General features: G+C 35.4%; 22 protein-coding genes. 10 read left to right on the plus strand and 12 right to left on the minus strand.

Annotated elements, in window-relative coordinates; genetic code table 11:
* Nucleotides 1-291: 291 nt before the first annotated feature.
* The gene (locus tag KYG33_RS03125) at nt 292-714 is read left to right on the plus strand and encodes a hypothetical protein (protein ID WP_219072655.1); all 423 of its coding nucleotides are present in this window, start codon (nt 292-294) and stop codon (nt 712-714) included.
* A gap of 75 nt (nt 715-789) precedes the next feature.
* On the opposite strand, the gene KYG33_RS03130 is transcribed toward KYG33_RS03125, so the two are convergent.
* From KYG33_RS03130 to rpmI, 5 genes are all read right to left on the minus strand, one after another.
* Nucleotides 790-1,959: a M28 family peptidase gene (locus KYG33_RS03130; protein WP_077417574.1), complete on the minus strand. Its 1,170-nt coding sequence runs from the start codon at nt 1,957-1,959 to the stop codon at nt 790-792.
* Nucleotides 1,960-2,176: 217 nt separating this feature from the next.
* On the minus strand, nt 2,177-3,352 hold the full coding sequence (locus KYG33_RS03135; protein WP_219072656.1) for a M28 family peptidase: 1,176 nt from the start codon (nt 3,350-3,352) through the stop codon (nt 2,177-2,179).
* Between the two features lie 64 nt (nt 3,353-3,416).
* The gene (locus KYG33_RS03140; protein ID WP_180563698.1) at nt 3,417-4,598 is read right to left on the minus strand and encodes a M28 family peptidase; all 1,182 of its coding nucleotides are present in this window, start codon (nt 4,596-4,598) and stop codon (nt 3,417-3,419) included.
* Nucleotides 4,599-4,979: 381 nt separating this feature from the next.
* Entirely contained in the window at nt 4,980-5,324 is a 345-nt protein-coding gene (gene rplT / locus KYG33_RS03145; RefSeq protein WP_034694451.1) for a 50S ribosomal protein L20, read from the minus strand.
* Nucleotides 5,325-5,443: 119 nt separating this feature from the next.
* Nucleotides 5,444-5,641: a 50S ribosomal protein L35 gene (gene rpmI / locus KYG33_RS03150; RefSeq protein ID WP_002979658.1), complete on the minus strand. Its 198-nt coding sequence runs from the start codon at nt 5,639-5,641 to the stop codon at nt 5,444-5,446.
* A gap of 1,034 nt (nt 5,642-6,675) precedes the next feature.
* On the opposite strand from rpmI, the gene KYG33_RS03155 reads away from it, so the two are divergent.
* The 5 genes from KYG33_RS03155 to KYG33_RS03175 all read left to right on the plus strand — a co-directional run bounded on the left by KYG33_RS03155 (nt 6,676) and on the right by KYG33_RS03175 (nt 13,292).
* Nucleotides 6,676-7,047 (plus strand): hypothetical protein, encoded by a 372-nt coding sequence (locus KYG33_RS03155; protein WP_228408857.1) that lies wholly within the window; start codon nt 6,676-6,678, stop codon nt 7,045-7,047.
* A gap of 2 nt (nt 7,048-7,049) precedes the next feature.
* Nucleotides 7,050-7,814 (plus strand): hypothetical protein, encoded by a 765-nt coding sequence (locus KYG33_RS03160; RefSeq protein WP_219072657.1) that lies wholly within the window; start codon nt 7,050-7,052, stop codon nt 7,812-7,814.
* 108 nt (nt 7,815-7,922) lie between these two features.
* The gene (locus KYG33_RS03165; protein ID WP_219072658.1) at nt 7,923-10,391 is read left to right on the plus strand and encodes a tetratricopeptide repeat protein; all 2,469 of its coding nucleotides are present in this window, start codon (nt 7,923-7,925) and stop codon (nt 10,389-10,391) included.
* Nucleotides 10,392-10,452: 61 nt separating this feature from the next.
* Nucleotides 10,453-12,660 (plus strand): sensor histidine kinase, encoded by a 2,208-nt coding sequence (locus KYG33_RS03170; RefSeq protein WP_077417560.1) that lies wholly within the window; start codon nt 10,453-10,455, stop codon nt 12,658-12,660.
* 2 nt (nt 12,661-12,662) lie between these two features.
* Entirely contained in the window at nt 12,663-13,292 is a 630-nt protein-coding gene (locus KYG33_RS03175; protein ID WP_180563701.1) for a response regulator transcription factor, read from the plus strand.
* 82 nt (nt 13,293-13,374) lie between these two features.
* Here KYG33_RS03175 and KYG33_RS03180 read toward each other — a convergent pair whose 3' ends face one another.
* The 4 genes from KYG33_RS03180 to KYG33_RS22450 form a co-directional block, all read right to left on the minus strand.
* A complete protein-coding gene (locus KYG33_RS03180) occupies nt 13,375-13,941 on the minus strand; it encodes a NusG domain II-containing protein (RefSeq protein ID WP_219072659.1) in 567 nt (188 codons plus the stop codon).
* Between the two features lie 114 nt (nt 13,942-14,055).
* Nucleotides 14,056-14,217 (minus strand): hypothetical protein, encoded by a 162-nt coding sequence (locus KYG33_RS22440; protein ID WP_257468906.1) that lies wholly within the window; start codon nt 14,215-14,217, stop codon nt 14,056-14,058.
* 93 nt (nt 14,218-14,310) lie between these two features.
* Nucleotides 14,311-14,892: a hypothetical protein gene (locus KYG33_RS22445; RefSeq protein WP_257468907.1), complete on the minus strand. Its 582-nt coding sequence runs from the start codon at nt 14,890-14,892 to the stop codon at nt 14,311-14,313.
* A gap of 60 nt (nt 14,893-14,952) precedes the next feature.
* Nucleotides 14,953-15,129, minus strand: a complete 177-nt coding sequence (locus tag KYG33_RS22450; protein ID WP_228408852.1) for a hypothetical protein — start codon at nt 15,127-15,129, stop codon at nt 14,953-14,955.
* A gap of 158 nt (nt 15,130-15,287) precedes the next feature.
* On the opposite strand from KYG33_RS22450, the gene KYG33_RS03190 reads away from it, so the two are divergent.
* The gene (locus KYG33_RS03190; RefSeq protein ID WP_077417554.1) at nt 15,288-15,848 is read left to right on the plus strand and encodes a hypothetical protein; all 561 of its coding nucleotides are present in this window, start codon (nt 15,288-15,290) and stop codon (nt 15,846-15,848) included.
* Nucleotides 15,849-15,979: 131 nt separating this feature from the next.
* Here the strand turns inward: KYG33_RS03190 and infC are convergent, their stop codons facing one another.
* Both infC and thrS read right to left on the minus strand, forming a co-directional pair.
* Nucleotides 15,980-16,480, minus strand: coding sequence for a translation initiation factor IF-3 (infC, locus tag KYG33_RS03195; RefSeq protein WP_172625635.1), 501 nt, complete (start codon nt 16,478-16,480; stop codon nt 15,980-15,982).
* Between the two features lie 173 nt (nt 16,481-16,653).
* On the minus strand, nt 16,654-18,573 hold the full coding sequence (gene thrS / locus KYG33_RS03200; RefSeq protein WP_180563704.1) for a threonine--tRNA ligase: 1,920 nt from the start codon (nt 18,571-18,573) through the stop codon (nt 16,654-16,656).
* 452 nt (nt 18,574-19,025) lie between these two features.
* Here thrS and KYG33_RS03205 point away from each other — a divergent pair, with 452 nt between their 5' ends.
* Nucleotides 19,026-20,000, plus strand: coding sequence for a dipeptidase (locus KYG33_RS03205; RefSeq protein ID WP_219072660.1), 975 nt, complete (start codon nt 19,026-19,028; stop codon nt 19,998-20,000).
* Nucleotides 20,001-20,303: 303 nt separating this feature from the next.
* Here KYG33_RS03205 and KYG33_RS03210 read toward each other — a convergent pair whose 3' ends face one another.
* Complete coding sequence (locus tag KYG33_RS03210; RefSeq protein ID WP_077417548.1) at nt 20,304-21,848, minus strand: hypothetical protein; 1,545 nt, start codon at nt 21,846-21,848, stop codon at nt 20,304-20,306.
* A gap of 148 nt (nt 21,849-21,996) precedes the next feature.
* Between KYG33_RS03210 and KYG33_RS03215 the strand changes: the two genes are divergently transcribed.
* Together KYG33_RS03215 and leuC are read left to right on the plus strand one after the other, a co-directional pair.
* Nucleotides 21,997-23,160 carry a 2-isopropylmalate synthase gene (locus tag KYG33_RS03215; protein ID WP_077417546.1) on the plus strand — a complete coding sequence of 388 codons (1,164 nt, stop codon included), beginning with the start codon at nt 21,997-21,999 and terminating at the stop codon, nt 23,158-23,160.
* 31 nt (nt 23,161-23,191) lie between these two features.
* Nucleotides 23,192-24,580 carry a 3-isopropylmalate dehydratase large subunit gene (leuC, locus tag KYG33_RS03220; protein WP_219072661.1) on the plus strand — a complete coding sequence of 463 codons (1,389 nt, stop codon included), beginning with the start codon at nt 23,192-23,194 and terminating at the stop codon, nt 24,578-24,580.
* The last annotated feature ends 43 nt before the right edge of the window (nt 24,581-24,623 follow it).

Raw genomic sequence — 24,623 nt, forward strand, 5'->3', positions numbered from 1 at the left:
AGATATGCTAATACTTGCTATAGTTTTGATGCTCCAGCTAGTATACTTTTACTTAAGAAGAACAGTAAATTTCTTTTGATGTATCCAAGTTCTGTCGAACAGTTTTCAGGAATATGGATTGTGAAAAGGGATACTTTGTTTCTGGCATCACAATACCATAGCACGCTGGGACAAAGTGACAGTGTTTCTGTAAACGAAGAAGAGTATTTCATAATAAAAAGAAAGAAATTAATACCTTCCCAAAATGCAAAATGTTTTTTAGTTTTAAAAAATAGATCAATCTCCTAAATCATGATTCCTTTACAAAAAGCTAAAGATTTAATGGATAGTGGACAGTACATGCCCTCACTTACTATTTTAAATACATTAAATGGTTTATCCTCAAAGTCTGAAAGCTACAGGTTGTTGTTCATGGCAAATTGCTGGTATCATTTGAAAGAATTTGATTGGGCAATTGATATCGCTGATAAATTGTTGAAAAATGATGAACATAATGAACTGGCTTCTCAAATAAAATATCTGTCTTTTTGTAAATTGAAAGATTATGATAGGGCTTTTGATGAGATAATAGAGTTCTTATCAAATAATGATGCAGAGCTTTATAAAGTAACTCTGGAAGAATTATTAACAGATATCAAAGAGGGGTTTATTAATGATAAAGAGATAATTTCTAAAATTAAAGAATTAGCATTACAAAATAACTGTTTAAAGTAAGGTAAGACCTGAATAATGGTTTTCATAAAAACAGCAGGATTATTCCTGCTGTTTTTATTGTAAATTGATTGATCTTTATCTTTCAATCATAATATTCTTTACAAGAGTTTCTTCGCCTACTTTCAAAACCCCAATATACACTCCATTTTGAAGACCGGAAACATCTATCTTATTTTCATTATTTACTTTAAGCATTGTTCTTCCTATAGAATTGCTCAGTTCAAAGCTGAAATTATTTTCTTTAGCATCCGGTAATTCAATATTAAGTATATTACTGGCTGGGTTAGGATAGATTTTTACGGCTTCCAATGAGTTTTTAGAAGCGGGTCTGCTCATGGTAGTAGTAGCCGTTGCAAAATGCTGTAATGCCCCTACAGTTGCTTTTCCAATCTTATATACATAGACAGGATCCATGTTGGTGAAGGTATCTTTAGAGCTGTGAGGATAGCTGCTTCTTATCCTTTCAAAAAATCCGGTAATCACTTCACCTTTCTGTTCGAAAGGAATATAATCTGTATCAGCAGCCGGATCTACCGCTGTAAGAAGAGGAGAGTAGAGTGCTGTACAGTTTCTCAACTGTTGAGTGACTGCTGCTGAAGCTGCATTGTTGCTGGAAACTCCTCCCTGGTCTTCGTCACAATATACGGTTGTGTTATTATTTCCTTTCACACCTCCTACCTGATCAAGATTGAAGACAAGTTTGATATCCAATTTACGTACACCTCCCTGATATACCACATTATTCACATAATGGCTGCTTCCTTTTAATCCCTGCTCTTCACCAGAAAAATGGATGAACTTTATAGAATATTCAGTAGGCACATTTCTCAGAATTCTTGCGGCTTCAAGAATAATAGATGTTCCGCTGCCGTTATCATTCACTCCCGGGCCGTAGATGGTATCGAAATGCCCGCAGATAATGACATATTTGTTAGGATAAAGCGTTCCTGTTTTGGTAATGATTAAGTTTTTTGAGCTGGTACTTCCAAAAGTAAAAGGACTTTCTTCTATCTGACTGGCAGTATAGCCGTACGAAATATACTTGTTTTTGATCCAATTCAGTGTATTGGTGTTTGCTGCTGAGCCTGTAGTTTTTACACCTAAATTACTAAACTCCTGAAGATTTGTAGTGATATTGGCTTGGGTGACCATATCCGCTCTGTCTTTATAAGCCTGGATAAAACTTTGAGCCCCGATACTCTGCATCATCAATGCAGTGCATAATACTGTGGTAAATTTTTTCATATATAATATTATTTTGGTAACACTAATGTAGTAAATAAATCACAATGAAGTGTTTAATGTTTTAAGATAAAATGAAATTTTTATTATGCTGTCAATATATTTCGCATTGAAAGATGTGTGAATGTTGTAAATTCTTTAATATTGGTGATTGACAGAAAAAGAAAAAACCTCTGAACAGTTTCAAAGGTTTTATAATTTAATGATATTGAATAGCGAACTATTTTTCGATCATCACTTTTCTTACTACAGTCTGATCTCCGGCTTTTAAAATTCCAAGATAAGCACCATTCTCCAATCCGGAAGCATTGATTTTTGTTTCATTGGTTCTCTTGAAAATAGATCTTCCCTGGAAATCAGTAATCTCAAAAGTGAAATTCTTGATTCCGAAATCGGGAAGCTCAATATTGATGACATCCTTTACTGGATTTGGATAGATTTTTACAGTTTCCAATGTGTTTTTTGCGATAGCTTCATGCGTTCCCAATGTTCCTGTAGCAACTGCGAAATGCTGAAGTGCTCCCACAGATGCTTTTCCTATATTATAAATGTATACGGGATCTGTATTGGCAAAAGTATCATTTACCGTATGCGGATATGTACTTCTGATCCTTTCAAAGAACCCTGTGATCACTTCGCCTTTCTGTTCAAAAGGGATATAATCCGTGTCTTCTGCCGGATCTACAGCGGTCAGAAGAGGAGAATAGAGTGCCGTACAGTTTCTCAGTTCCTGGGTCACCACTGCAGAAGCCGCATTATTGGATGGAAGTCCTCCCTGATCTTCATCACAGTAAACGGTATTGTTATTATTTCCCATTACACCGCCCACCTGATCAAGGTTAAAGACCAGTTTTATATCTAAAACACGGTTACCGCCTTGATACGCTACTGTATTGGCATAGTGGCTGCTTCCCAGAAGCCCTTGTTCTTCTCCGGAAAAATGAATGAATTTTATAGAATATTCCGTTGGTACATCTTTCAGAATTCTGGCTGCTTCAAGGATAATAGAAGTTCCGCTTCCGTTATCATTAACTCCCAAACCGGTAATGCTGTCGAAATGCCCGCAAATGATAACATATTTATTAGGATATACTGTTCCTGTCTTTGTAATCACCAGATTTTTAGAATTATAACTTCCTGCAGTAAAAGGATCTTCTGCGATTTCACTGGCTGTATATCCATAGGAAAGATATTTTGTTTTAAGCCACTCAAGAGCGTTATTGTTTGCTGTTGTGCCCGTTTTTTTGACCCCTAAATTAGCGAACTCCTGAAGGTAAGTCGTAATATTGGTCTGCGTTACCATATTCGCTCTGTCCTGATAAGCCTGAATGAAACTTTGAGCTCCAAGACTTTGCAAGGCGATGGAAGCCAGTAAAAAAGTAGCGATTTTCTTCATTTTTATGATTGTAATACATGAAATACTGATAAAATTAACCTTCATCTGTATTTTAAACTTGACATTATTTATTAATGATTATTTTCTTTGTTGTATTTCCCTTATCAGTCTTGATGGTAAATGTATAAACTCCGTTTTTAAGACCTGAAGTATTTATTTTTTCCTGATTTTCAAGGGTTAAAATAGTGTTTCCGGCCATGTCGTTTACTTCAATTTTGAATTGTTTTACTTTTTGCTGAAACTCTACGGTTACAAGATCTTTCGCAGGATTAGGATAAATTCTGATTTCTTCTGCTGATTTCTGTACCGCAGCTTCATGGGTGTTTAAAAGATTATTCGATGTTGTGGCAACGGCAAAATGCTGTAGTGCTCCCACAGCTGCTTTTCCGACATTGAAGACATACACAGGGTCAATATTGGCATAGGTGTCACTTACCGTATGCTCATTATTACTTAGGATCGTTTCATAAAATCCGGTAATCGTATATCCTTTAGCTTCAAAAGGCATATAATCTGAGCTGTAAGCATAAGAAAGATTCGTCTGAAGAGGAGAGTAAAGGGTAGTACATGTCATCAATTCCTGTGTTATGGTATTAGATGCAGCGTTATTGGAAGATATTCCTCCGGTATCTCTTTCACAAGTGATGGTATTGTTATTATTTCCTATAAGGCCTCCTACCTGGTCAATATTTAAAACAAGTTTTATATCCAGAACCTTTGTACCTCCTTGGTAAGCTACATTGTTTACATAATGATTACTTCCCACCAAGCCTTGCTCTTCCCCGGAAAAATGAATAAACTTAATAGAATACTCTGTAGGGATATCTTTCAGAATTCTTGCTGCTTCAAGAATAATAGAAGTTCCGCTGCCATTATCACTTACGCCAGGTCCTACGATGGTGTCGTAATGCCCGCAGATAATGACATATTTGTTGGGATATAAAGTTCCGGTTTTAGTGATAATCAGGTTTTTTGACGGATTGCCTCCGTGGGTGAAAGCATCTTCAGAAAAGTCATTGGCTGTATATCCATAAGACAGATATTTGTTTTTAAGCCAGTCTAGCGCATTATTATTAGCTGTTGTTCCCGTCTTTTTTATTCCAAACCCGGCAAATTCCTGAAGGTTGGTATTGATATTGGCTTGCGTGACCATATCAGCCCGGTTTTTATAAGCCTGAATAAAACTCTGTGCACCAATGTTTTGCACTGCAATGGAAGTCAGCAAAAAAACTACAGCTTTTTTCATTTTGATACTTTATTTTAAGAATTGTAAATATAGCAATAAATCATTATTTATTATTAATAATTAAGTCTTATTCTCTGTAATTGTTTGTTTTTTTAATAATAATATATCTTTTTATATTGTTTATTGTTATGCTAGATTGGTATTCATTAAATGAATTGTATTTATTTATATTTTTCTGTTATTTCAAATATTTATGTTAAAAATTTTATTAATTCATCATCCAACTAGGTAAATGTTACTAATGATATATCAAATAGCCCTGAAATCTGAAAGATCTGAAACTGGATTTCACCCTGAAAACACACGAAAAGAAAAGATATAAAACAAAAAAAATCCCGGGAAACCCCGGGACTTTATATTGATAACAAAATCTATTCTACATTATTTTACTTGATCTACAACAGCTTTGAAAGCTTCAGGGTGATTCATTGCTAAATCTGCTAAAACTTTTCTGTTAAGTTCGATGTTGTTCTTTTTAAGAGCTCCCATAAATTGAGAGTAAGACATTCCGTGCTCTCTAGTTCCCGCGTTGATACGAGTGATCCAAAGTGCTCTGAAGTTTCTCTTTTTCTCTTTTCTACCACGGTAAGCATATTGCATTGCTTTTTCTACCGCGTTTTTAGCTACAGTCCAAACGTTCTTTCTTCTACCGAAAAAACCTTTAGCTTGCTTAAAAATTTTCTTTCTGCGAGCTCTTGAAGCTACGGCATTTACTGATCTTGGCATAATTTAAATTGTTTTTTTGAAAAGGGCGGCAACTGATGTTACTCTTATTTGCACCGTTTCAGGGTTAAAATGTTGAATTTGTTTTGAATTCTTATAAACCGAATATAGATTTATAAAAACTACTTAATTGCTAATTGACGTTGTACGCTTTTCTCGTCCACTTTAGCTACGTAAGAAGTAGTAGTAAGATTTCTCTTCTGCTTAGTTTCTTTCTTAGTTAAGATGTGGCTTTTGTAAGCGTTTTTTCTTTTGATCTTACCAGAACCGGTAAGAGCAAAACGTTTCTTAGCACCTGATTTCGTTTTTAATTTTGGCATTGTTCTGCTTTTTTATTGTTTTTGTTATCAATATCTGTTTTGGTTACTCCTAAAGACATTAGGAATAATAGTGTGCAAAATTACGAAAAAAAAGTGACACATGAAAGTAATTTTTAATGCATACGAACAGGGTTATCTTTTCTATAGCCTCTTACGGTCAGTTATTCTTATATACTATGATTTGAAAAGGGCCAAAAGATCTCTGTTAATGGTTTAGCTTCCTTAAAATATAGCTGATAATCGGGATTGCAGTGTTTTTCGATTCTCCCTAATTTTAATCTCTTAATTACAAAATATGTTATCATCTGCAGACTTACACCTGGAAAGAGCATTGTTTCTTGCTGTTTTGATCGTGTTTTTCGGAACAGGATTTTTATGTACGCTCACCACTTTTATATTTAATTCTATAAGAAAGGAAAATAAAAGCGGACGGTATTATATGCTCTTATTTCTCATCTCCGGAACTATTGGAGTTGCTTTAGCTGCATTTTATTTTTGTATGATATTGTTATAAAAGCTGTAATTCAGGTGTTTTAAGGAGTTTTCTAAAAAGGCGCAAATGATTAAAAAACCACTGGTATCAGGGATGTTTTTTTATAATCCCTATTTTTATCTTTGATTCAAAAGTTTACTAAAGATAAAACGGTTAAAAATTCATGGTTTTGATGATAGCTGTTGACAGTCTTTCCCTTAGATAAACATTAATTTATAACTTTTATAGCTTTCTTTTTCACACCCAATTAAAAGATAAATTCTTATTTCGAACAAACACTAAAAAAGTATGGGTAAAAACACTAGCCAAATAAAATTGAGTGAAGGAGAAGCTGTAAAAGTAATAGCTGATCCCGTCCGGATTGTTGTTTTATTCGACAAAATAAAATTATTTTGCAGAAGAAACCGATGTTCAGAAGCAAAATGCTTAGTGAATATGTATAAAACTATGGAATAGCCTCATGAATAAGACTCTTACTTTTATATTGTTGAGTATCATATTGGCACTGTTCACCAGCTGCAAGAATCCCGAGAGAAAAAAAATGAATTTTCCGAATGAGTTGAAAAATACCCATTGGATTGTTGATAGTGGAGGACTTATTGCTCCGGGTGGTGATAAAATTTATAAACTGTCAAAGAGAATAGATTCTACATTAATTCTTAATTTTTATGCTGTAAACTTTTTAGATGAAGAAAAATTTGAAAGTTATGACAGTTGGGAATGTGGAAATGATTGCTTTACAGAAGTATATGGCAGATATTATTTTACGCAGGCCGATCAAATAGAAATGGAAGTTGACAGTATCCGCAAGACAGGAACCTGTGAAGCTCCTACAAAGACTTTCAAACCGGCAAAAGACATGGCCTTTGATATTGTGAAAAAAGGAAAGCAGTTACAACTCATAAGAAAATAGAAATGAACGACTTAATAAAAATTTTTCCGGAATATGAAGACGTATTTTATGATGATATTGAAAATCATAAGAAATATTTTCTGCCGATTTGTTCAATTAATCTAAAACTTATAGATCCTCAGGATGATACGTGGCTGCACATGGTATCGGTAAAAGAACTTTTTGACGGACAAATTGGTTCTTCTACATCCCAATACCACACCCGGTTTACAAAAGCAGATATGGTTGGTTTTGATGTCATTGATGGCAAATATAAATTTGACGCAGACTGGAATTATTTTACTTTTTCCAAAGAAATTGATCTGGCAAATTATAGCGATCAGTATTCAGAGGATGAAATTGAATATAATATGAATAGTGCCATGTATTCATTATTAAAAGAATACTTCAATAAAAATGGAAAGCTCTATGACCGGGATTTTAATCGGCCGGGATTGGAGGTAGAAGATATAAGAAGGCTAGAGCGGCTTCGTAAATTGACAGTGCAGGATCTGGAAACAGATGAGCCTAATGAATATTTACATGAAAGAATTCAGGCAAAAACAGGAGGGATCTTTGATGAAATCAATACAAGTCAACTTCCTTTTGAATTATGTAACTATTCTGGATGTAACCTCTTGGAGAAACCTTATAATACCGATAATATATTGATGGACTATATTGCGTGCCTGGAGGGATACGATTTTCAAAAAACAGCTGCAGACCAATTGTATTTATTTCATGACAAAGAGCTGCAAAAAGCAGTGATTTGTTTCGAATATACTTAATAACAAGCTCTTTGGAAGACAGTTTTACAAATTACTGTTATTTAATTTCAATAAAATTATTGTAATCAGGAATGTTTTAATGCTTTCCGACGGGATAAAATTTAACAAATGGCACACCGGATTTATTTATACAATTACGATCAAAAATCAAATCAGACATTCGATACCTATCTGGGCGAGTGGAACTATGAAATTCCATTATTGCTGTATCCTCTGCTGGCAGAAGATATCAGAGTGGAAGGTGTTGAATTTTTCTCTGATAAATACCAGGGAATTGTTCAGTTACGCTACTTTTTCAATCTGCTGGCCGATACTTATCAGCTGCATTACAAAAAAGCTTACTACGAACCTGTCAACAAAATGTTTGAGTTCCTGGAGGCCTTGCCTTACGACTCTTTCGTATTGAATGCAACGGATGTTTTCAATATGAACGAAGAAAAACATAGGGTACAGGCAAAGGAATGGCTGGTGGAAATTCAGCAGAAAAGTAAGCTGTATAAAAAGGCTGTGGAAGCTCAGAATCTTTCGTTGTTGGATTCCTTATTCTCGCAGACAGGGTATTTTTCATTTCTCGAAATTTTACAAACCGACTGGATTAATTACGGGTTGGGATATTTTGAGGAACTTGCTTATAAAAAAGCCGCATCTTCTATATATGAAGAAGGCGGAAAATTTGGACTGAAGGATGCAAAAGGAGGTATTTTAGCTCCTGCTGTTTATGATGAGATTTTTGAAGCAGACTATAATTACAGTATATCTGTGATTCAAAAAGATACTTTATTCGGTTACCTGCAAAGTGATGGAAAAGAATGGATTCCTCCCATATATGAAGATGCTTTTGATGTATTCGATTTTATGCAGGAACCTTTAGGTGAAGTAAAAGTGAATGGAAAATCAGGTATTTTAAAAATCTATTCAAACACATGGATGATTCCTCCCGATTATGATGCTGTTGAAAGAGTAGCCTATGGATTCTTAGGCGTAGAAAAAGGTGGGGAATTTGGGATTTACAACGATGAAAATGGACTGATTATTCCTGTTGAAAGCGAAAGTCCTTATGAATATGATTATTTCCCTGAGCTATTTTTCACCAAACAAAAAGGAACCGGCAAACGTAGATATTATACAAGGGAAGGGAACTATCTGGGTGATTTTCTGGAAGGAAGTATCTTAAAAACAAGTACCTGTTTCTGGATTAAACCGAATAAATTTGACAAGAAAGGAAAATTAATAGATGAAAAAGGCAGTCTTATCATAGACGAAGCGGATCAACTGATTTTAATAGATAATTTTGAAACTCTCGCTGTTCGTAAAGATAAAAACTGGAAGATTTATCACGCCTTAAAACATCAGTTTCTGTTAGAAAATGAATCTATTATTAAAGTAAAAGCAGAATCAAATGTCGGGTATAAAACGAATGTCTTTATCCTTGAAACCCAAGTCGGATCAGGACTTTTTGATGCAGACAATGAACGGTGGTTAATCGCTCCCCAGTCAGAAATTAAACAGATCCATTATGTGGAAAATGGATTTTTATCGGTCCAAAAAAATGAAGGTTGTCAGTTATTTGATTTTGAGAATGGTCTGTCAACCGAATTGTACGACTATATTTCCAATCCTTTGAATTACAGAACAGAAGAAGGTCTTTTGTTTCTATATCAGGGTGAAAATATGTTTAGAATGAATGAAGATAAAAGCATCCATCGGGTAGAGGCTTCCGGATATGGTGCTATTTATTTGGATCGGTATTCATTCCGGGGGAAAGATTTAGAATACTTTATTTCCTTTTATAAACGTTGGAAGAGCCAGGCAGGTAAAAACTCCGAACAATTCATGGAGGTTGGAATCATTAAAAAAATGGCTTTTGACGCAAAAGAAAATCAAAATTACCACGAAGCGCTTCGTTTGTTTGAGTTATCTGCTCAGAAAGACGACTTGGATAGCTTGGTGGAAATAGGGATATTACTCACTGATCCTGAGATTGAATCATTGTTTGATCTACAAAAAGGAATTATATATTACGAAAAAGCAGCACAAAAAAATCATCCTGTAGCCTGGAACAATATTGGGGCTTTGTATCACAACGGAACAGGATATTCTTTTAATATCAAAAAGGCGATTCAGGCTTATGGGAAAAGCGCTGATCTGGGTGACGGAATGGCGCTTGCCAATTTAGGTGACCTGTATTATTTTGGAGAACATGTACTACAGGATTATGATAAAGCTTTGGATTTTTATCAGAAAGCAGAGAAAAAATACTATTATAATTACGATAAAATCTCAGAAATCTATTATCAGTTAAGAGATTATAAAAACCTTTTGGTGTATTTAAAGAAAGACTATGATCAGTCTTATTCAGGTATTTATTATGGTATTATCTACGAACTCGGAATGGGAGTAAAAGCAGATTTGAAGAAAGCCATCAAGTATTTTGAACAAGCCAATGCTTATAGTGCCTACGAATATGCAGCTCAACGTTTGGTGTATTACTATGGTGAAGATCCGGCTTTTAAAAATGAAAAGAAATTTCAGAAATGGAGATCTTTTGCTGAAAAGCATGGTTTCAAGGTAGATTAGCAGGGATTTACCTATATTTACGTTCCTTAATGGAATGAATTTTAATAAAGATAAGGGTTTGATGTACAGGTTGTTATTTATATTTATTGTATGTGTTTGTCCGTTTTTTGCTCAGGCGCAGGATGTTTTAAGTAAATTAGAAAAGGAATACAGCCATGCATCAAACAATACAGCAGAACAGCTCAATCTGGCTCCCAAATACGCGACTGCCTTATTTTTTCATAACCTTAAACCGAAGTCTTATCAGGTTTTAGAAACCAATATTTCCATTGCATCAAAACAGGCAGATGGAAAGTATGCCACGATTTTATACGCTGTACAAGCCATGAACTATCGGTTGGATAATAAAACAGCAGAGTCTTCAAAAAGTCTTGACATGGCAAAGGTCTATAGCTTAAAAACCAATAGTAACGAGGCTAAAGGCTATTTTAATTACGCAAAAGGTTGGATTCTGACCCGTAATAACAAAACAACTGATGCCGTTGCGGCTTATCTGAAAGCGATCGACTATTACGAAAACTCACCAACAACCTCCACGCTGTACGGGAGATTTGGCAACGTAGCGAAAGAATTGTCCACTATTTATTCCAACCTCAATGAATATCAGCTGGAAGAGAAATATAGCAAGCAGTTTCTGTTGCTCGCATCCAAACAAAATGATCCCAATCTTATCTTCGATGCCTATATGCGAATGGGGTATGTGTATGAACAAAAATACATTCAAAATCAATCAAATACGGAGCTGAGAAATAAAACAGAGCAGTATTATCTGCAGGCTATTGCGACTTTCAACAAAAATAAAGACAGAATGCTCAACAGAAGCAGTCTTTCTTATGCAGCCATCAATTTAGCCAATTTATATACCGAGTTTGACAGTGATAAGGCGATGCAATACGCTCAGCTGGCCAATAAAGTGAGCCTGGAAACCGGTGATGCCATTCATATCGCTTCTTCATTTGGGATTCTGGCAGAACTGGCGCTGCAGAATAAGAATTATAATTTAGCCAAATCTTATTTTCTAAAAGCCTCCATGGAAATTGGGAAAAGTCCGGTCCGAGATCATAATATTGAATTGTCTATTCTTGAATCTTTATCCAGAATTAGTGAAGAGCAGGGGAATTACAAAGAAGCGCTGACTTATTATAAAAGTTATGTAGATAAATACAAAAGCGTTTACGATCAGGAAAAACTGGATATTACCAAAAGATTAGAATCACAGTTTGATAAAGAACGACAGGAACAGAAATATATCAAGTTGCAGCTGGAAAGTGACAAGAAAGCACAGGAAATTAAGTTGATTAACATTTTGCGTGCACAGCGCGAACAGGTCTACAACAACTTAAAGCTGGTGGAAGAAAACCAGCGTGAGCGATTGAAATTTTCAGAACTTGAATCGGAAAAAAAAGAACAGCAGCTTCGTTTAGCAAAACTGGAAACCCGGCAGAAGAATAATGATATTAACAACTTTAAAAAGCTCTTGGCATTCAAAGAGAAGATCAATACGTACTACATTTTCTTTATTATCTTTTTCATTGTTCTGATTCTCTTATTGCTTTATGCCTATAAACAGCGTGCTAAGTCTATGAAACAAAGAGACGAATTGCATGCCCTGGCCATGGAAAAAGAGAAACAAAATTCCAAAATTTCCACACTTACTGCATTGCTTGAAGGGCAGGAGCAGGAGCGTGGCCGTCTTGCCCGTGATCTTCATGACGGATTGGGAGGATTGCTCTCAGGAACTAAGCATCAGTTGTCTTATTTAAACCCTCATCAATCCGAAAATATAGAAGAAGGAATTTCAAAATCAATTGATCAGATTGATGGAGCTGTAGAAGAGTTAAGAAGGGTAGCACATAATTTAATGCCCGATTTATTAACGAAATACGGTTTGGAGGTAGCCATTCAGGAGTTTGCTTCCCGTATCTCCAATAGTGCATTGGAGATCCATACTGAATTTATTAACTACAGTAATTCCATATCACAGGAAAAGCAGCTGATTATCTACAGAATCATTCAGGAATTGGTGAATAACGCGATAAAACATGCCGATACTTCAGAAATTATTGTTCAGGTGAGCGAAGAAGAAAATCTGTTAAACCTTACGGTAGAAGATAATGGTAAAGGTTTCGATCATACCAACCTGGACGTTAGAAAAACAGCAGGGTTTCACAATATAGAATTAAGAGTCCAATTTTTAAAAGGAACAATGAATATCACCTCCGAATTGAATATTGGTACCAGTATAGAACTTCAAATTCCTATTTATTAAACATGATAAAAGTAGCCATAACAGATGATCATCCACTTCTCTTAGAAGGTTTGAAGAATATTTTAGGAAACAGCGATACCATAGATGTTGTAGATTGTTTCAGAAACGTTTCAGAAATGAATGCAGGCCTGGCAAAACAAGCCGTTGATATTTTACTGCTGGACATCAATCTGGTAGATGTCAACAGCATCGAACTGATAAATCCTTTAAAGAAAAAGTATAGTAACCTTCAGATTATCATCCTCAGCGTTCACAATGAACTGCCTGTTATTAACAGTTCTTTGGCGGAAGGCGCTTTAGGATATATTCAGAAAAATGCTTCAGTTTCCGAAATCCTTGAAGGAATCACTGCCGTATATACCGGTAACCGGTTTTTATGCTCACAAACCAGGTCCGTTCTGGAGAAAAAATCAACAGATGGATTAAATCATGTTCCAAAACTGACACGAAGAGAAAAAGAAATTTTAGCTGAAGCAGCAAAAGGACTTACAACCAATCAAATGGCAGAAAAGCTCTTTATCAGCCCGCACACGGTGGAAAGCCACAGAAAAAATCTTATTGAGAAATTTCAAACCTCTAATCTTAGTTCCGCCATTAAACTGGCTATAGAATACGGTTTGGTGATCGAATAAAATATTCATCCAACAAAAAGGCCTGCTTACATCGTAAAAGCAGACCTTTTTTTATATAATCAAATAATCGGGTGTGTACTCATTAATCTTTGAATCTCAAAGCTGCCTGGAACAGATTTTTTTTTCCTACTAAATCATATTCGTCATTATATACAGGCTCATACATTAATATGAAAACCCTGTCGTTAAAATCCTTTAAATCAATAGGCTGATCTGCCATGATATCATAAAACCTTGTAATAGTGCGGGTAGCTGTCCATTGTTTTGCATTACCTTTAGGATTTTTATCGAATCTATGATCTTTAGCATCGGTATAATACCAGTATGATGGCGCAGAATCCATCAGAAACATTTCTTTGTCCTTATTATACAATTCCTCCGCCATGCCCGTATTCTGAAACCATGCAACCTCAGTGTTCAAAATGCCTAAAGCTCCTGCATAAACATCTTTATTCGTAGTGGCCCCCACTAGAAACCCTTCCAGATTGGAAGATGTAATTTCAAATTGGAACGTTGTTTTTTTCAGGTCATAAACATCGTTGACAGGTTGAATTACCTTTCCGTCCTGTTTAATAACTACTTTCAGTGATTGTGCGAAGGTTATAAAACTTAATAAACAAAAAAGGATGGTCAAACTTAATTTTTTCATTGTATCTCTTTAAATATTACCGCAAAGATATTGGACTTTATAGCTATAAACACTGGCTGATTTCAGGGGTTTTTATTCTAAACTTAAATTAATTTTACCCTTAAAAAATTTTTCCTAAAACAGATTTGCTTTCAACTGGATTTTTATATAAGCTGCTTTCTGCTTTTTACCATTGGCTGAAGCTGAATTGAGTGGATAGACTTCTGCATAAAAAGTATCATTATCAGTCCAGAATGCCTTTTTATTATCTGCTATTTTGAAGTTGGTGAAATTCACGTACAAAAGATTATCTTGCTTCTTTGTTTGTGGAAAATATTTAGAAATAACAAAATTACTCCCCACATCATTATTGGATGAAACAGAAGTAACTCAGCCTTTAGTAGGAAGAATTTGTGGATAGCCTTCTGTACCCAGCTCAAACATCACTGCGTTTTTTATACTGTAAAAAGAATAGAAGGAATCTACAACTTCGTCAGAATTTTCTTTGAAAACCTCCAGGTTTAAGAAAGGTGACTGTCCCACATATTCATTAGCAAGCGGCCCGGTTTCTGTAGAAATATTTTCATGTTGTGTAATGACTTCTTTTCTTCCATTTTCTATGTATACCCAGTTGCCATCCTGCAGTTGTATATTCGGATTTTTTACCAATGCTTCACCAATTTGATTTTTTGAGCTGGCTTTAAATTCCTGTTCTGAAATCTCAGCAATGGTACCAAATTTCTTAAAAGATTTGTTCTTAAAATCACTCGATTCCTTAAATGTGCTGCTTCTGATCTCGTAAAGATCTACGCCTTTTAAAGTAAGTTCATATGCCGGAGTGAATTCTGACTTCAGGACAAACGCTTCAATACTGTTCGAAATATTGTTATTAATGCTATAATGAATAGAGTAGAAGTCCTCAAATTCTTCAAATCCGTAATAATTATCAAACTTATTATAAGCCATTTTCATATGAGCAGCATCTTTATTCGGAGCCGCAAAAAATTGTATAGAATCCAGCTTGGTAAATAATTAAAATGGAACATCCTGTACATTATCTACCCCTTTTATTTTTTTGAAATTGGCCAGTGTTATCGTTTTTTGCTTAACTTCAGTTTCTACTTTGTTTGTTTCTGTTGTTTTATTCTGCTGATTGCATCCCACAAAAACAATCATAGATGAGATGAAGAATTGATTTAAAGCTTTCATTTTATATTTTTTGGTAAATGTATCAGTATTCAGTACAGATACCAACAAAACTACCTGGTATAGGGAATAAATGGCTGAAAACAGGGATATATTGAATGAGAGAATTTGGACAATTTTACCAAACGATAAACTAAGTATTGTAAAATTATTTATAAAAAATGAAAAACGTAATAATCAGCCTTTCAATTGTGACCGCTTTACTAGCTTCCTGTTCACCCGCTACAGACAAAAAAGTGGAAAAAGTGGCTTCTACAGATGCTAAAACAGCTCCGGTTTCTACACCTGCTCCGGAAAAAAATAATACATCAACATCAGAGCTACCGGGTGAGCTTTCAGAACTTGTTCCCATTGATCTCCTGAATAGTAAAAGTGTAAATGTGTATGAGAAATATGGCATAGAATTCTCCGGAAACTGTTATTCATGCGATTTGACAAGTGTATCCATAACCAAAGAGAAAATAATATGGACGAATGTCTGTGATGAAAAAGATACCTTTGAAATTAGTGATTTTTCATTCTCTAATGAAGGAAACAAAACCATTTTTAAAACACCGGAAAGAACTTATATCGTAACGCAAATAGATAAAGCACCCGTTTACGAACTCGTTATAGAAGGGAAAAAGCTGGAATTAAAAAACAAAAGAATATCAAAATACTTTACCACCGAAAAAGCTTTGCCACTTTTTACAGAGCATGACTGTGGTAATTTTGAGGGATAACAGGCATCTTGCCGTTGATTCAATGGGTAGAATAGTATGGATCAGCGATATTTACAGTCTTTTCTAAAATTTTTAGTATAAAAAAACCTCAAATTGCTTTGAGGTTTCTTTATATTAAAATAATGACTTAATTATTTTGCTGGTTTTTTAGGACTCATCATCATAATCATCCTTTTTCCTTCAAGTTTAGGAAGCTGGTCTACTTTACCCACGTGCTCTAGTTCCTGAGCAAGTTTTAAAAGCAAAATTTCTCCCTGATCCTTAAAGATAATCGAACGTCCTTTAAAAAATACGTAGGTTTTTAGCTTAGAACCTTCTTCAAGGAATTTTTCAGCATGCTTCTTTTTGAATTCATAATCATGGTCATCTGTCTGAGGCCCGAAACGGATCTCTTTTACAACCACTTTTACTTGCTTAGCTTTAAGTTCCTTCTGTTTTTTCTTTTGCTCATATAAGAATTTTTTGTATTCTAATATTCTTGCAATAAAAGGTTCGGCCTTATCAGAAATTACTACTAAATCCAATTCCTGTTCAGCAGCAATCTGTCTTGCTTTGTCAATTGGATAAATTCCTGGCTCTACGTTATCGCCCACCAAACGAAGCTCTCTCACACGAATTTTATCGTTGATCAAGTGTAAGTCCTCCTGTACAGGACGTCTTTGTGGGCCCCTGTTGTTAAATCTTTGTGCTATTGTATTATAATTTTATTGGTTAATTACTTAATTTAATTGATTTAAATATTTAAAAATTGAAAGATTCTGTTCTGGTATTAATCCTTTGAATCCTTCAATCTTTTAATTTTAAATTATATGGCTGCTTCTTTTTTAAAGTAAGCAACGAAATCCTCCAGTTTCATCACTCCAAGATCTCCTTCTCCACGTCTTCTTACAGAAATCGTGCCTTCATTTTCTTCATTTTCCCCTACTACAAGCATAAAAGGAATCTTATTCAATTCCGCATCACGGATTTTTTTACCTGTCTTCTCGTTTCTGTCGTCAATCTGACCGCTAATATCGTGATTTTCCAAAAATTGTGAAACTTTTTTTGAATAATCTACATATTTTTCACTGATCGGTAGAATAATAAACTGCTCCGGGCTTAACCATAATGGGAAATCACCTGCTGTGTTTTCCAACAAAATAGCAATAAAACGCTCCATAGAACCAAATGGTGCTCTGTGGATCATTACTGGTCTGTGTTTTTCATTATCATTTCCGATATAATGAAGATCAAATCTTTCAGGAAGGTTATAATCTACCTGGATTGTTCCCAGCTGCCATTTTCTTCCCAAAGCATCTTTCACCATGAAGTCAAGCTTAGGTCCATAGAATGCCGCTTCGCCGTATTCCACAACTGTTTTTAATCCTTTCTTCTGAGCTGCATTGATGATGGCACTTTCTGCTTTCTCCCAATTTTCATCAGAACCGATATATTTTTGTTTGTTTTCAGGATCTCTTAATGATACCTGAGTTACAAAATCTTCAAACCCTAAAGATTTGAAAACATAAAGAGTTAAATCGATTACTTTTTCAAATTCTTCAGAAAGCTGATCCGGAGTACAGAAAAGGTGAGCATCATCCTGAGTAAATCCACGAACTCTTGTCAATCCGTGAAGCTCTCCACTTTGCTCATATCTGTAAACAGTTCCGAATTCTGCATATCTCTTAGGCAAATCTCTGTAGCTCCATTGTGAAGTCTTGTAAATTTCACAGTGGTGAGGACAGTTCATTGGCTTCAATAAGAATTCTTCTCCTTCATTCGGAGTTTTGATCGGCTGGAAGCTGTCTTCCCCATATTTATCCCAGTGTCCTGAAGTTACATAGAGTTCTTTTGCCCCAATGTGTGGAGACATTACAAACTCATAACCTCCTTTTTTCTGAGCATCTGAAAGGAAATTTTCAAGCTTTCTTCTTAAAGCAGTTCCTTTTGGTAACCAAAGCGGTAACCCGGCACCTACTTTTTCAGAGAATGCAAAAATTCCAAGTTCTTTACCTAATTTTCTGTGGTCTCTTCTTTTAGCTTCCTCTAATCTTTCAAGATATTCAGTAAGGTCTTTCTGTTTAGGGAAAGAAATACCATATACTCTTGTCAATTGAGGGTTCTTTTCATTTCCTCTCCAATACGCTCCTGCTGCATTTAAAATTTTAACCGCTTTTACGATTCCAGTATTCGGAATGTGACCACCACGACATAAGTCTGTGAAGTTATCATGCGTTACAAAAGTGATTTCTCCATCATTGAGATTAGAGATCAATTCCACTTTGTAAGGATTGTCTGCATATGTTTTTAAAGCCTCTTCTTTAGAAACCGGGTAAAGAGAGAAGGTAGAACCTTTCTTCGCGTTTTCTAAGATCTTTTTTTCAATCTTTTCAAAATCTTTTTCAGATAAGCTTTCATCCCCGAAATCTACGTCATAATAGAATCCGCTTTCAATGGCAGGGCCAATCGTCAACTTAGCATTAGGATAAAAGTCAAGGATAGCCTGCGCCAAAAGGTGGGCAGAAGAGTGCCAGAAAGCCTTCTTTCCAAGATCATCATTCCAGGTCAAAAGCTGTACCGTAGAATCCGTGGTTATAGGTGTGGTTGTTTCTACTTGTTTGTCATTAACAATTGCGGAAATGGTGTTTCTAGCCAATCCCTCGCTTATAGATTTTGCCACATCTAGAGGAGTCACTGCTCCCTCGAATTCTTTGACACTATTGTCTGGAAGTGTAATTTTTATCATTGTTTACTAAGAAATTTTAAGAGGCAAAAATACGGAATTTTTAGATAAAATACTATATTCATCTGTATTTAGAATGAGAATTAATATCGAAAATAGAAAGATTTTTAACGTTTGGGAGTCATATGCTTTAGATTGCAGTGTTCTCAGAAAATAATTCTGTCACTTTTATTGCCTTAGTATAACTGGAATTTGTCGTTTTCTCGGGTTTGTTTTTTAATAGATTACAGAAAAAGCAATAGAAATTTTAAATCTTACAAAAAGAATAAAAATATAAGTTTAGAAGATTAAAAGTAATATCTTAATCCGATGAATACAGGATATTGATACAATAATAAAAGGTTAGAATAAATGAGGACAAGAAATTGTACTTGTCTTTTATAAATTCCTGAAATACAATAGACCCTATTCAATCAGAATCCAATTACATATTAATTTCAAAAATTACAATCCCTATGAACAGGATAAACATCGATTTACATTGTGATCTTTTATATTACCTTTTAAGATCAGATTCAGCGCTTGATGATAAAGAAATAGGTTGTTCGCTGCCTTATTTACAGGATGGAAATGTAAAGCTTCAGGTGATGGCAATGTATGCAGGAACAGGTGCAAACAGTACGGTTCACGGACTGGAACAAAGCAAATTATTTTCAAAGCTTATCAAAAACGAGAATTTTTTCCTTTTTAACAATGATAATTTTAACAATCCGGAAAATAAAAATCGGGTAGGAGTCATCGCTTCTATCGAAAATGCATCTGCTTTCTGTGATGAAAACCAAAGCCTGGAATCCGGATTTAAAAACCTGGAGACAATTATTGAAAATACTGAAAAAGTCTTTTATATCGGGATTACGCATCATCTGGAAAACCGTTTTGGAGGCGGGAATAATGCTACAGCAGGCTTGAAAGACGATGGTAAAGTACTGATCGACTATATTTCTAACCGGAAAATTGCCATTGATTTAGCTCACACAAGTGATCAGCTGGCTTATGATATTTTCACTTATATTGATCAGAGAAATTATTCAATTCCTATTCTTGCAAGCCATTCCAATTACAGAACTGTTTATAAAAACAATAGAAATCTCCCTGATGAACTGGCGAAGGAAGTGATCAACAGAAAAGGATTGATTGGCCTGAATTTTATCAAAGATTATGTTGATATTGAACATCCTGAAAGACTTTATGAGCATATTCAATACGGACTTGATCTTGGCGGAGAGGATAGTATAGCCTATGGTGCAGATTATTTTTACTGGAAGGATCATCCGGACACATCCCGTCATCCTTTTTTCTTTCCTGAACATTCCAACGCTTCGGTATATCCGGCAGTCAATAAAAAAATTGAAGAGCGGTTTTCAACTGAGTTGGTAGAAAAGATCAGCCATAAAAATACACTGAATTTTATAGAGAATATGCATAAATAAAATCATTCTTGTTTGGTTGAATCAAAGCATAATTATCAGGTCGCTTCTCTGGAGCTATAATTTTAAAACAAATACGTCCTATTAACAGTTAACTCCCATTGGAGTTGGATTTGATCCCATCGGGATCTGCTTTTAATAGAAAAAAAGATGAAGTTCTCATAAAAATAAAGCTCCAGAGAAGCGACCTGTTAATACTAACTCTGTGAGAGAGTATATTAAAAAGAAAACAGCTGATCTGGTGTTTGATTTTACATGAAATAAACATGACAATACTTTGTAAATTAATGGTTTGTGTGATTTTATTTAATGCTTTCTTTTATACTTTGCTTTCTGCTTGATAATCTCGATGACATCTACATTCTGGACTTTAGATTTAATCCATCCATGGATGTCAATATAAAATAACGACCGTCTGTAATATTCATTTTTAGAATATGTTTCCAGCTTTTTATCAAAACTTTCAAACGCTTTCTGCCTTTGATCCAATACCTGATTATTAAGATTCTTAAAAAACTGAATACTTTCAAAATGAAACTCTTCAGGCTTTTTCATTTTTTTGGCAAACTTTAAAGTAGAAGCGATAAATTCATCATAATCTTCATCATTGCCTGACTCATATTTTGCCATTAAAATCAGAATCCTGGTATGAAACAGCAGATCTTCCTGTACATTTCCCTTAGATTCTATGACCCTCATAGAATACTCAATAGACTTGTCAAACATTTTACTGCCGAAGAACATGGCCGCCATTTTCAGATAGAGAATCATAAAATGGTGTTCATCTATTCTTTCTCTGAGTTTTTCCATTTTTAATTCCACTTCAGGAATAAGCTTGGTTCCTGTGAAAAACTCCCCCTTTACAAAGTGAATATTCATCAGCGTATTGTAATGGGTAAGAAAAATAAGGGACTGAAGATTTTCATTCTGGATAAAATTTTCAGCATGTACCATTTTATTAAAATTCGCGAAATGCTCCTCCAGAATATCAATATTTCCATATAAAAACAGGATTTTCAACAGATAAGTATTCCCTTTGATATACCAAACCGGGTGGCTGTAGATCATTTCAGGCTTTTTATGAAAAAGATCAACCCACTGATAAGCATATTTCAAGGTGTATTTATAATCCTGCAAAAGCTGGTTTTTCCAGACATGAGCTTTATAGTACCAAAGTTTTTCTGTGAAGTTTAGCTTCTCAGGGATTATATTTTTAATCTGGGCATTAAAAACATCCATTACTTCCTGCCGGTCTGCATCATTTTTTACATAGCCGTGGGTAAGCATTTCACTGTATAATTTCAGAGAAAGATTAGACAGTTTTGTGGTGTAGCGGTTCTGTTTGCTGATCTCCTGAGATTGCTTGATAAGCTCTTCAGCACGGCCTTCAATACTTCGGGTAATGAATTGTGATTCAATTACTTTTTCAAGGTCTATGATTTCAGAAGCAATACTTTTTTCATCCAGTTCCAATGCAGACTGCTTGGTTTTGTCCAATATCTTCAGAGCCTGCTTGTAAAGTCCTTTCTGATACAGAATATTGGCGAAATCGAGCTGCTCACGAAGCTGAATTCTATAGTTTTGATGACTCGGGTTCATACGGAGACTTACGAGGATCTGTTTATAAAGATGGGCTTTAAGATTGGAAAGCTGCTGTTTGGTAGAGATTTTTTTCTCAATAATTATACTTTCATCATATTCCTTCATCTTATCCATTTCGGAAAAGAGCAGCAGAAATTTGGCATCTACATTAATTCCGAGACGGTTCACATATAACTTGAACTGTCGTTTTTCAGAGGTGGTCAATGACTTTACCAATACAAACAAAAAATCTTTCTGCAATTCTGCCATTGTAAATTTTTATAAATTAAAATACTGATTAATAAATGAATACGATTGTTTTTTCAACTGTTGAATATTGTAATTTTCAAAAAAAGTGAAAATGAAAAAATATAGCAACCCGTAGTTTTGAACCAAAATTAAGTAAAAAACTTCACTTATGGATTCCGAAAAAATTGAAATTTTTGATACAACACTGAGAGATGGGGAGCAGGTTCCGGGATGTAAACTGAACACGGAACAAAAACTGATTATTGCTGAAAGGCTTGATGAGTTAGGGATTGATGTCATTGAAGCGGGATTCCCAATTTCCAGTCCGGGAGATTTTGAATCTGTTTCAGAAATTTCGAAACTGGTGAGAAAAGCTAAAGTATGCGGGCTGACAAGAGCAAATAAAAAAGATATTGATACCGCAGCGGAAGCACTGAAGTTTGCAAAAAGACCAAGAATACACACCGGAATCGGAACTTCCGATTCTCACATTAAATATAAATTCAACTCGACAAGAGAAGATATTATTGAAAGAGCAGCGGAAGCCGTAAAATATGCCAAAACTTATGTGGAGGATGTAGAATTTTATGCTGAAGATGCAGGCAGAACAGACAATGAATACCTGGCAAAGGTTTGTGAGGCAGTAATCAAAGCAGGAGCCACTGTTTTGAATATTCCTGATACCACAGGATATTGCCTGCCGGAAGAATATGGTCAGAAAATAAAGTATCTGAGAGAAAATGTAAAAGGAATTGAAAAAGCGGTGCTTTCATGCCATTGTCACAATGATCTTGGACTGGCTACTGCCAATTCTATTGCCGGCGCTATCAACGGAGCGCGTCAGATTGAATGTACCATCAACGGATTAGGAGAAAGAGCTGGCAATACAGCATTGGAAGAAGTCGTCATGATTTTAAAACAGCATAAAGATCTGAATCTGCATACCAATGTGAATTCCAGAATGCTGAATGAAATGAGTACAATGGTTTCCGAACTGATGGGAATGTCTGTACAGCCCAATAAAGCTATTGTAGGAGCCAATGCTTTTGCTCACAGCTCAGGAATTCATCAGGATGGCGTCATCAAAAACAGGGAAACTTATGAAATCATAGACCCTGCAGAAGTAGGAGTGAATGCTTCTTCAATTATTCTTACTGCCAGAAGCGGGCGCTCAGCATTGGCTTACCGTTTCAAGCATATCGGCTATGAGGTTACCAAGAATGAGCTTGATTTTCTGTATCAGGAATTTTTGAAAATCGCTGACCTTAAAAAAGAAATAGACAACGATGACCTAAGCATGATGATGGATTCCTTCAGCAGAAAAATAGGATAGGTTTGATTTTAAAATCAAGATAAAAGTAAAAATGAACAACAGTAAAAAAACACTTTTTGATAAAGTATGGGACGCTCACGTGGTAGAAACCATTCCTGACGGACCTCAGATTATTTATATAGACAAGCACCTTATCCATGAAGTAACCAGTCCTCAGGCCTTTGCAGAACTGGAATCCAGAAATCTGGAAGTATTCAGGCCGGAGCAGATTGTAGCTACTGCGGATCACAATGTACCTACTTTACATCAGGAACAACCCATTAAAGATGATCTTTCAAGAAATCAGGTAGAGCAGCTTACAGAAAACTGTAAGAAAAACAATATTGAGCTTTTCGGATTGGGACATCAATATCAGGGAATCGTTCATATTATCGCTCCGGAATTAGGGATTACCCAGCCGGGAATGAGTATTGTATGTGGTGACAGCCACACGTCTACCCATGGAGCATTTGGTTCTATTGCCTTTGGGATTGGTACCAGTCAGGTGGCTCAGGTATTTGCCAGCCAATGTTTATTGCTGAACAAGCCAAAATCAATGAGGATTACAGTCAATGGCGAATTGAATGAAAATGTTCAGTCCAAAGATGTGATTCTTTATATCATTTCAAAAATAGGAACTGATGGAGGAACGGGATATTTCTGTGAATACGCGGGTAATGTATTTGAAGATATGTCAATGGAAGGAAGGATGACCGTTTGTAATATGAGTATTGAAATGGGTGCCAGAGGCGGTATGATTGCTCCGGATGAAACCACTTTTGAATACGTGCAGGGAAGAAAATTCGCTCCGGAAGGAGAAGAATGGGAGGAAAAAGTAGAGTACTGGAAAACCTTAAAAACAGATGAAGGAGCTTCATTTGATAAAGAACTCAGTTTCGACGCAGCAGATATCTATCCGATGATTACTTATGGTACAAATCCGGGAATGGGTATTTCAATCCGGGAAGTTATTCCGGCTCCTCAAAACGAATCGGAAGAGAAAGCGTTACAATATATGGGACTTGAAGCCGGACAGACAGTGAACAGCATCAAGGTTAATTATGTTTTCATAGGAAGCTGTACCAATGCTAGAATAGAGGATTTCCGTTCTGCAGCCCAGTATATTAAGGGGAAAAGTAAATCAGAAGCGGTAAAAGCTCTGATTGTTCCCGGATCTCAACAGGTAGTTAAACAGATTTATGAGGAAGGATTGGATAAAATATTCAACGATGCAGGATTTCAGATCCGTCAGCCTGGATGTTCGGCGTGTCTGGCCATGAATGATGATAAAATTCCGGAAGGTGAATATTGTGTTTCCACTTCCAACAGAAACTTTGAAGGCAGACAGGGACAGGGTTCAAGAACTATTCTTGCCAGTCCTCTTACTGCAGCGAAAGCCGCAATAGAAGGCAAAATTTCAGCTTTTGAAAGTTTAAACTAAAAGTAATTTTAAATTATGTTTGAACCACAAAGACACAAAAGGT

This window comes from Chryseobacterium sp. D764 (assembly GCF_019317325.1).
Taxonomy (GTDB): domain Bacteria; phylum Bacteroidota; class Bacteroidia; order Flavobacteriales; family Weeksellaceae; genus Chryseobacterium.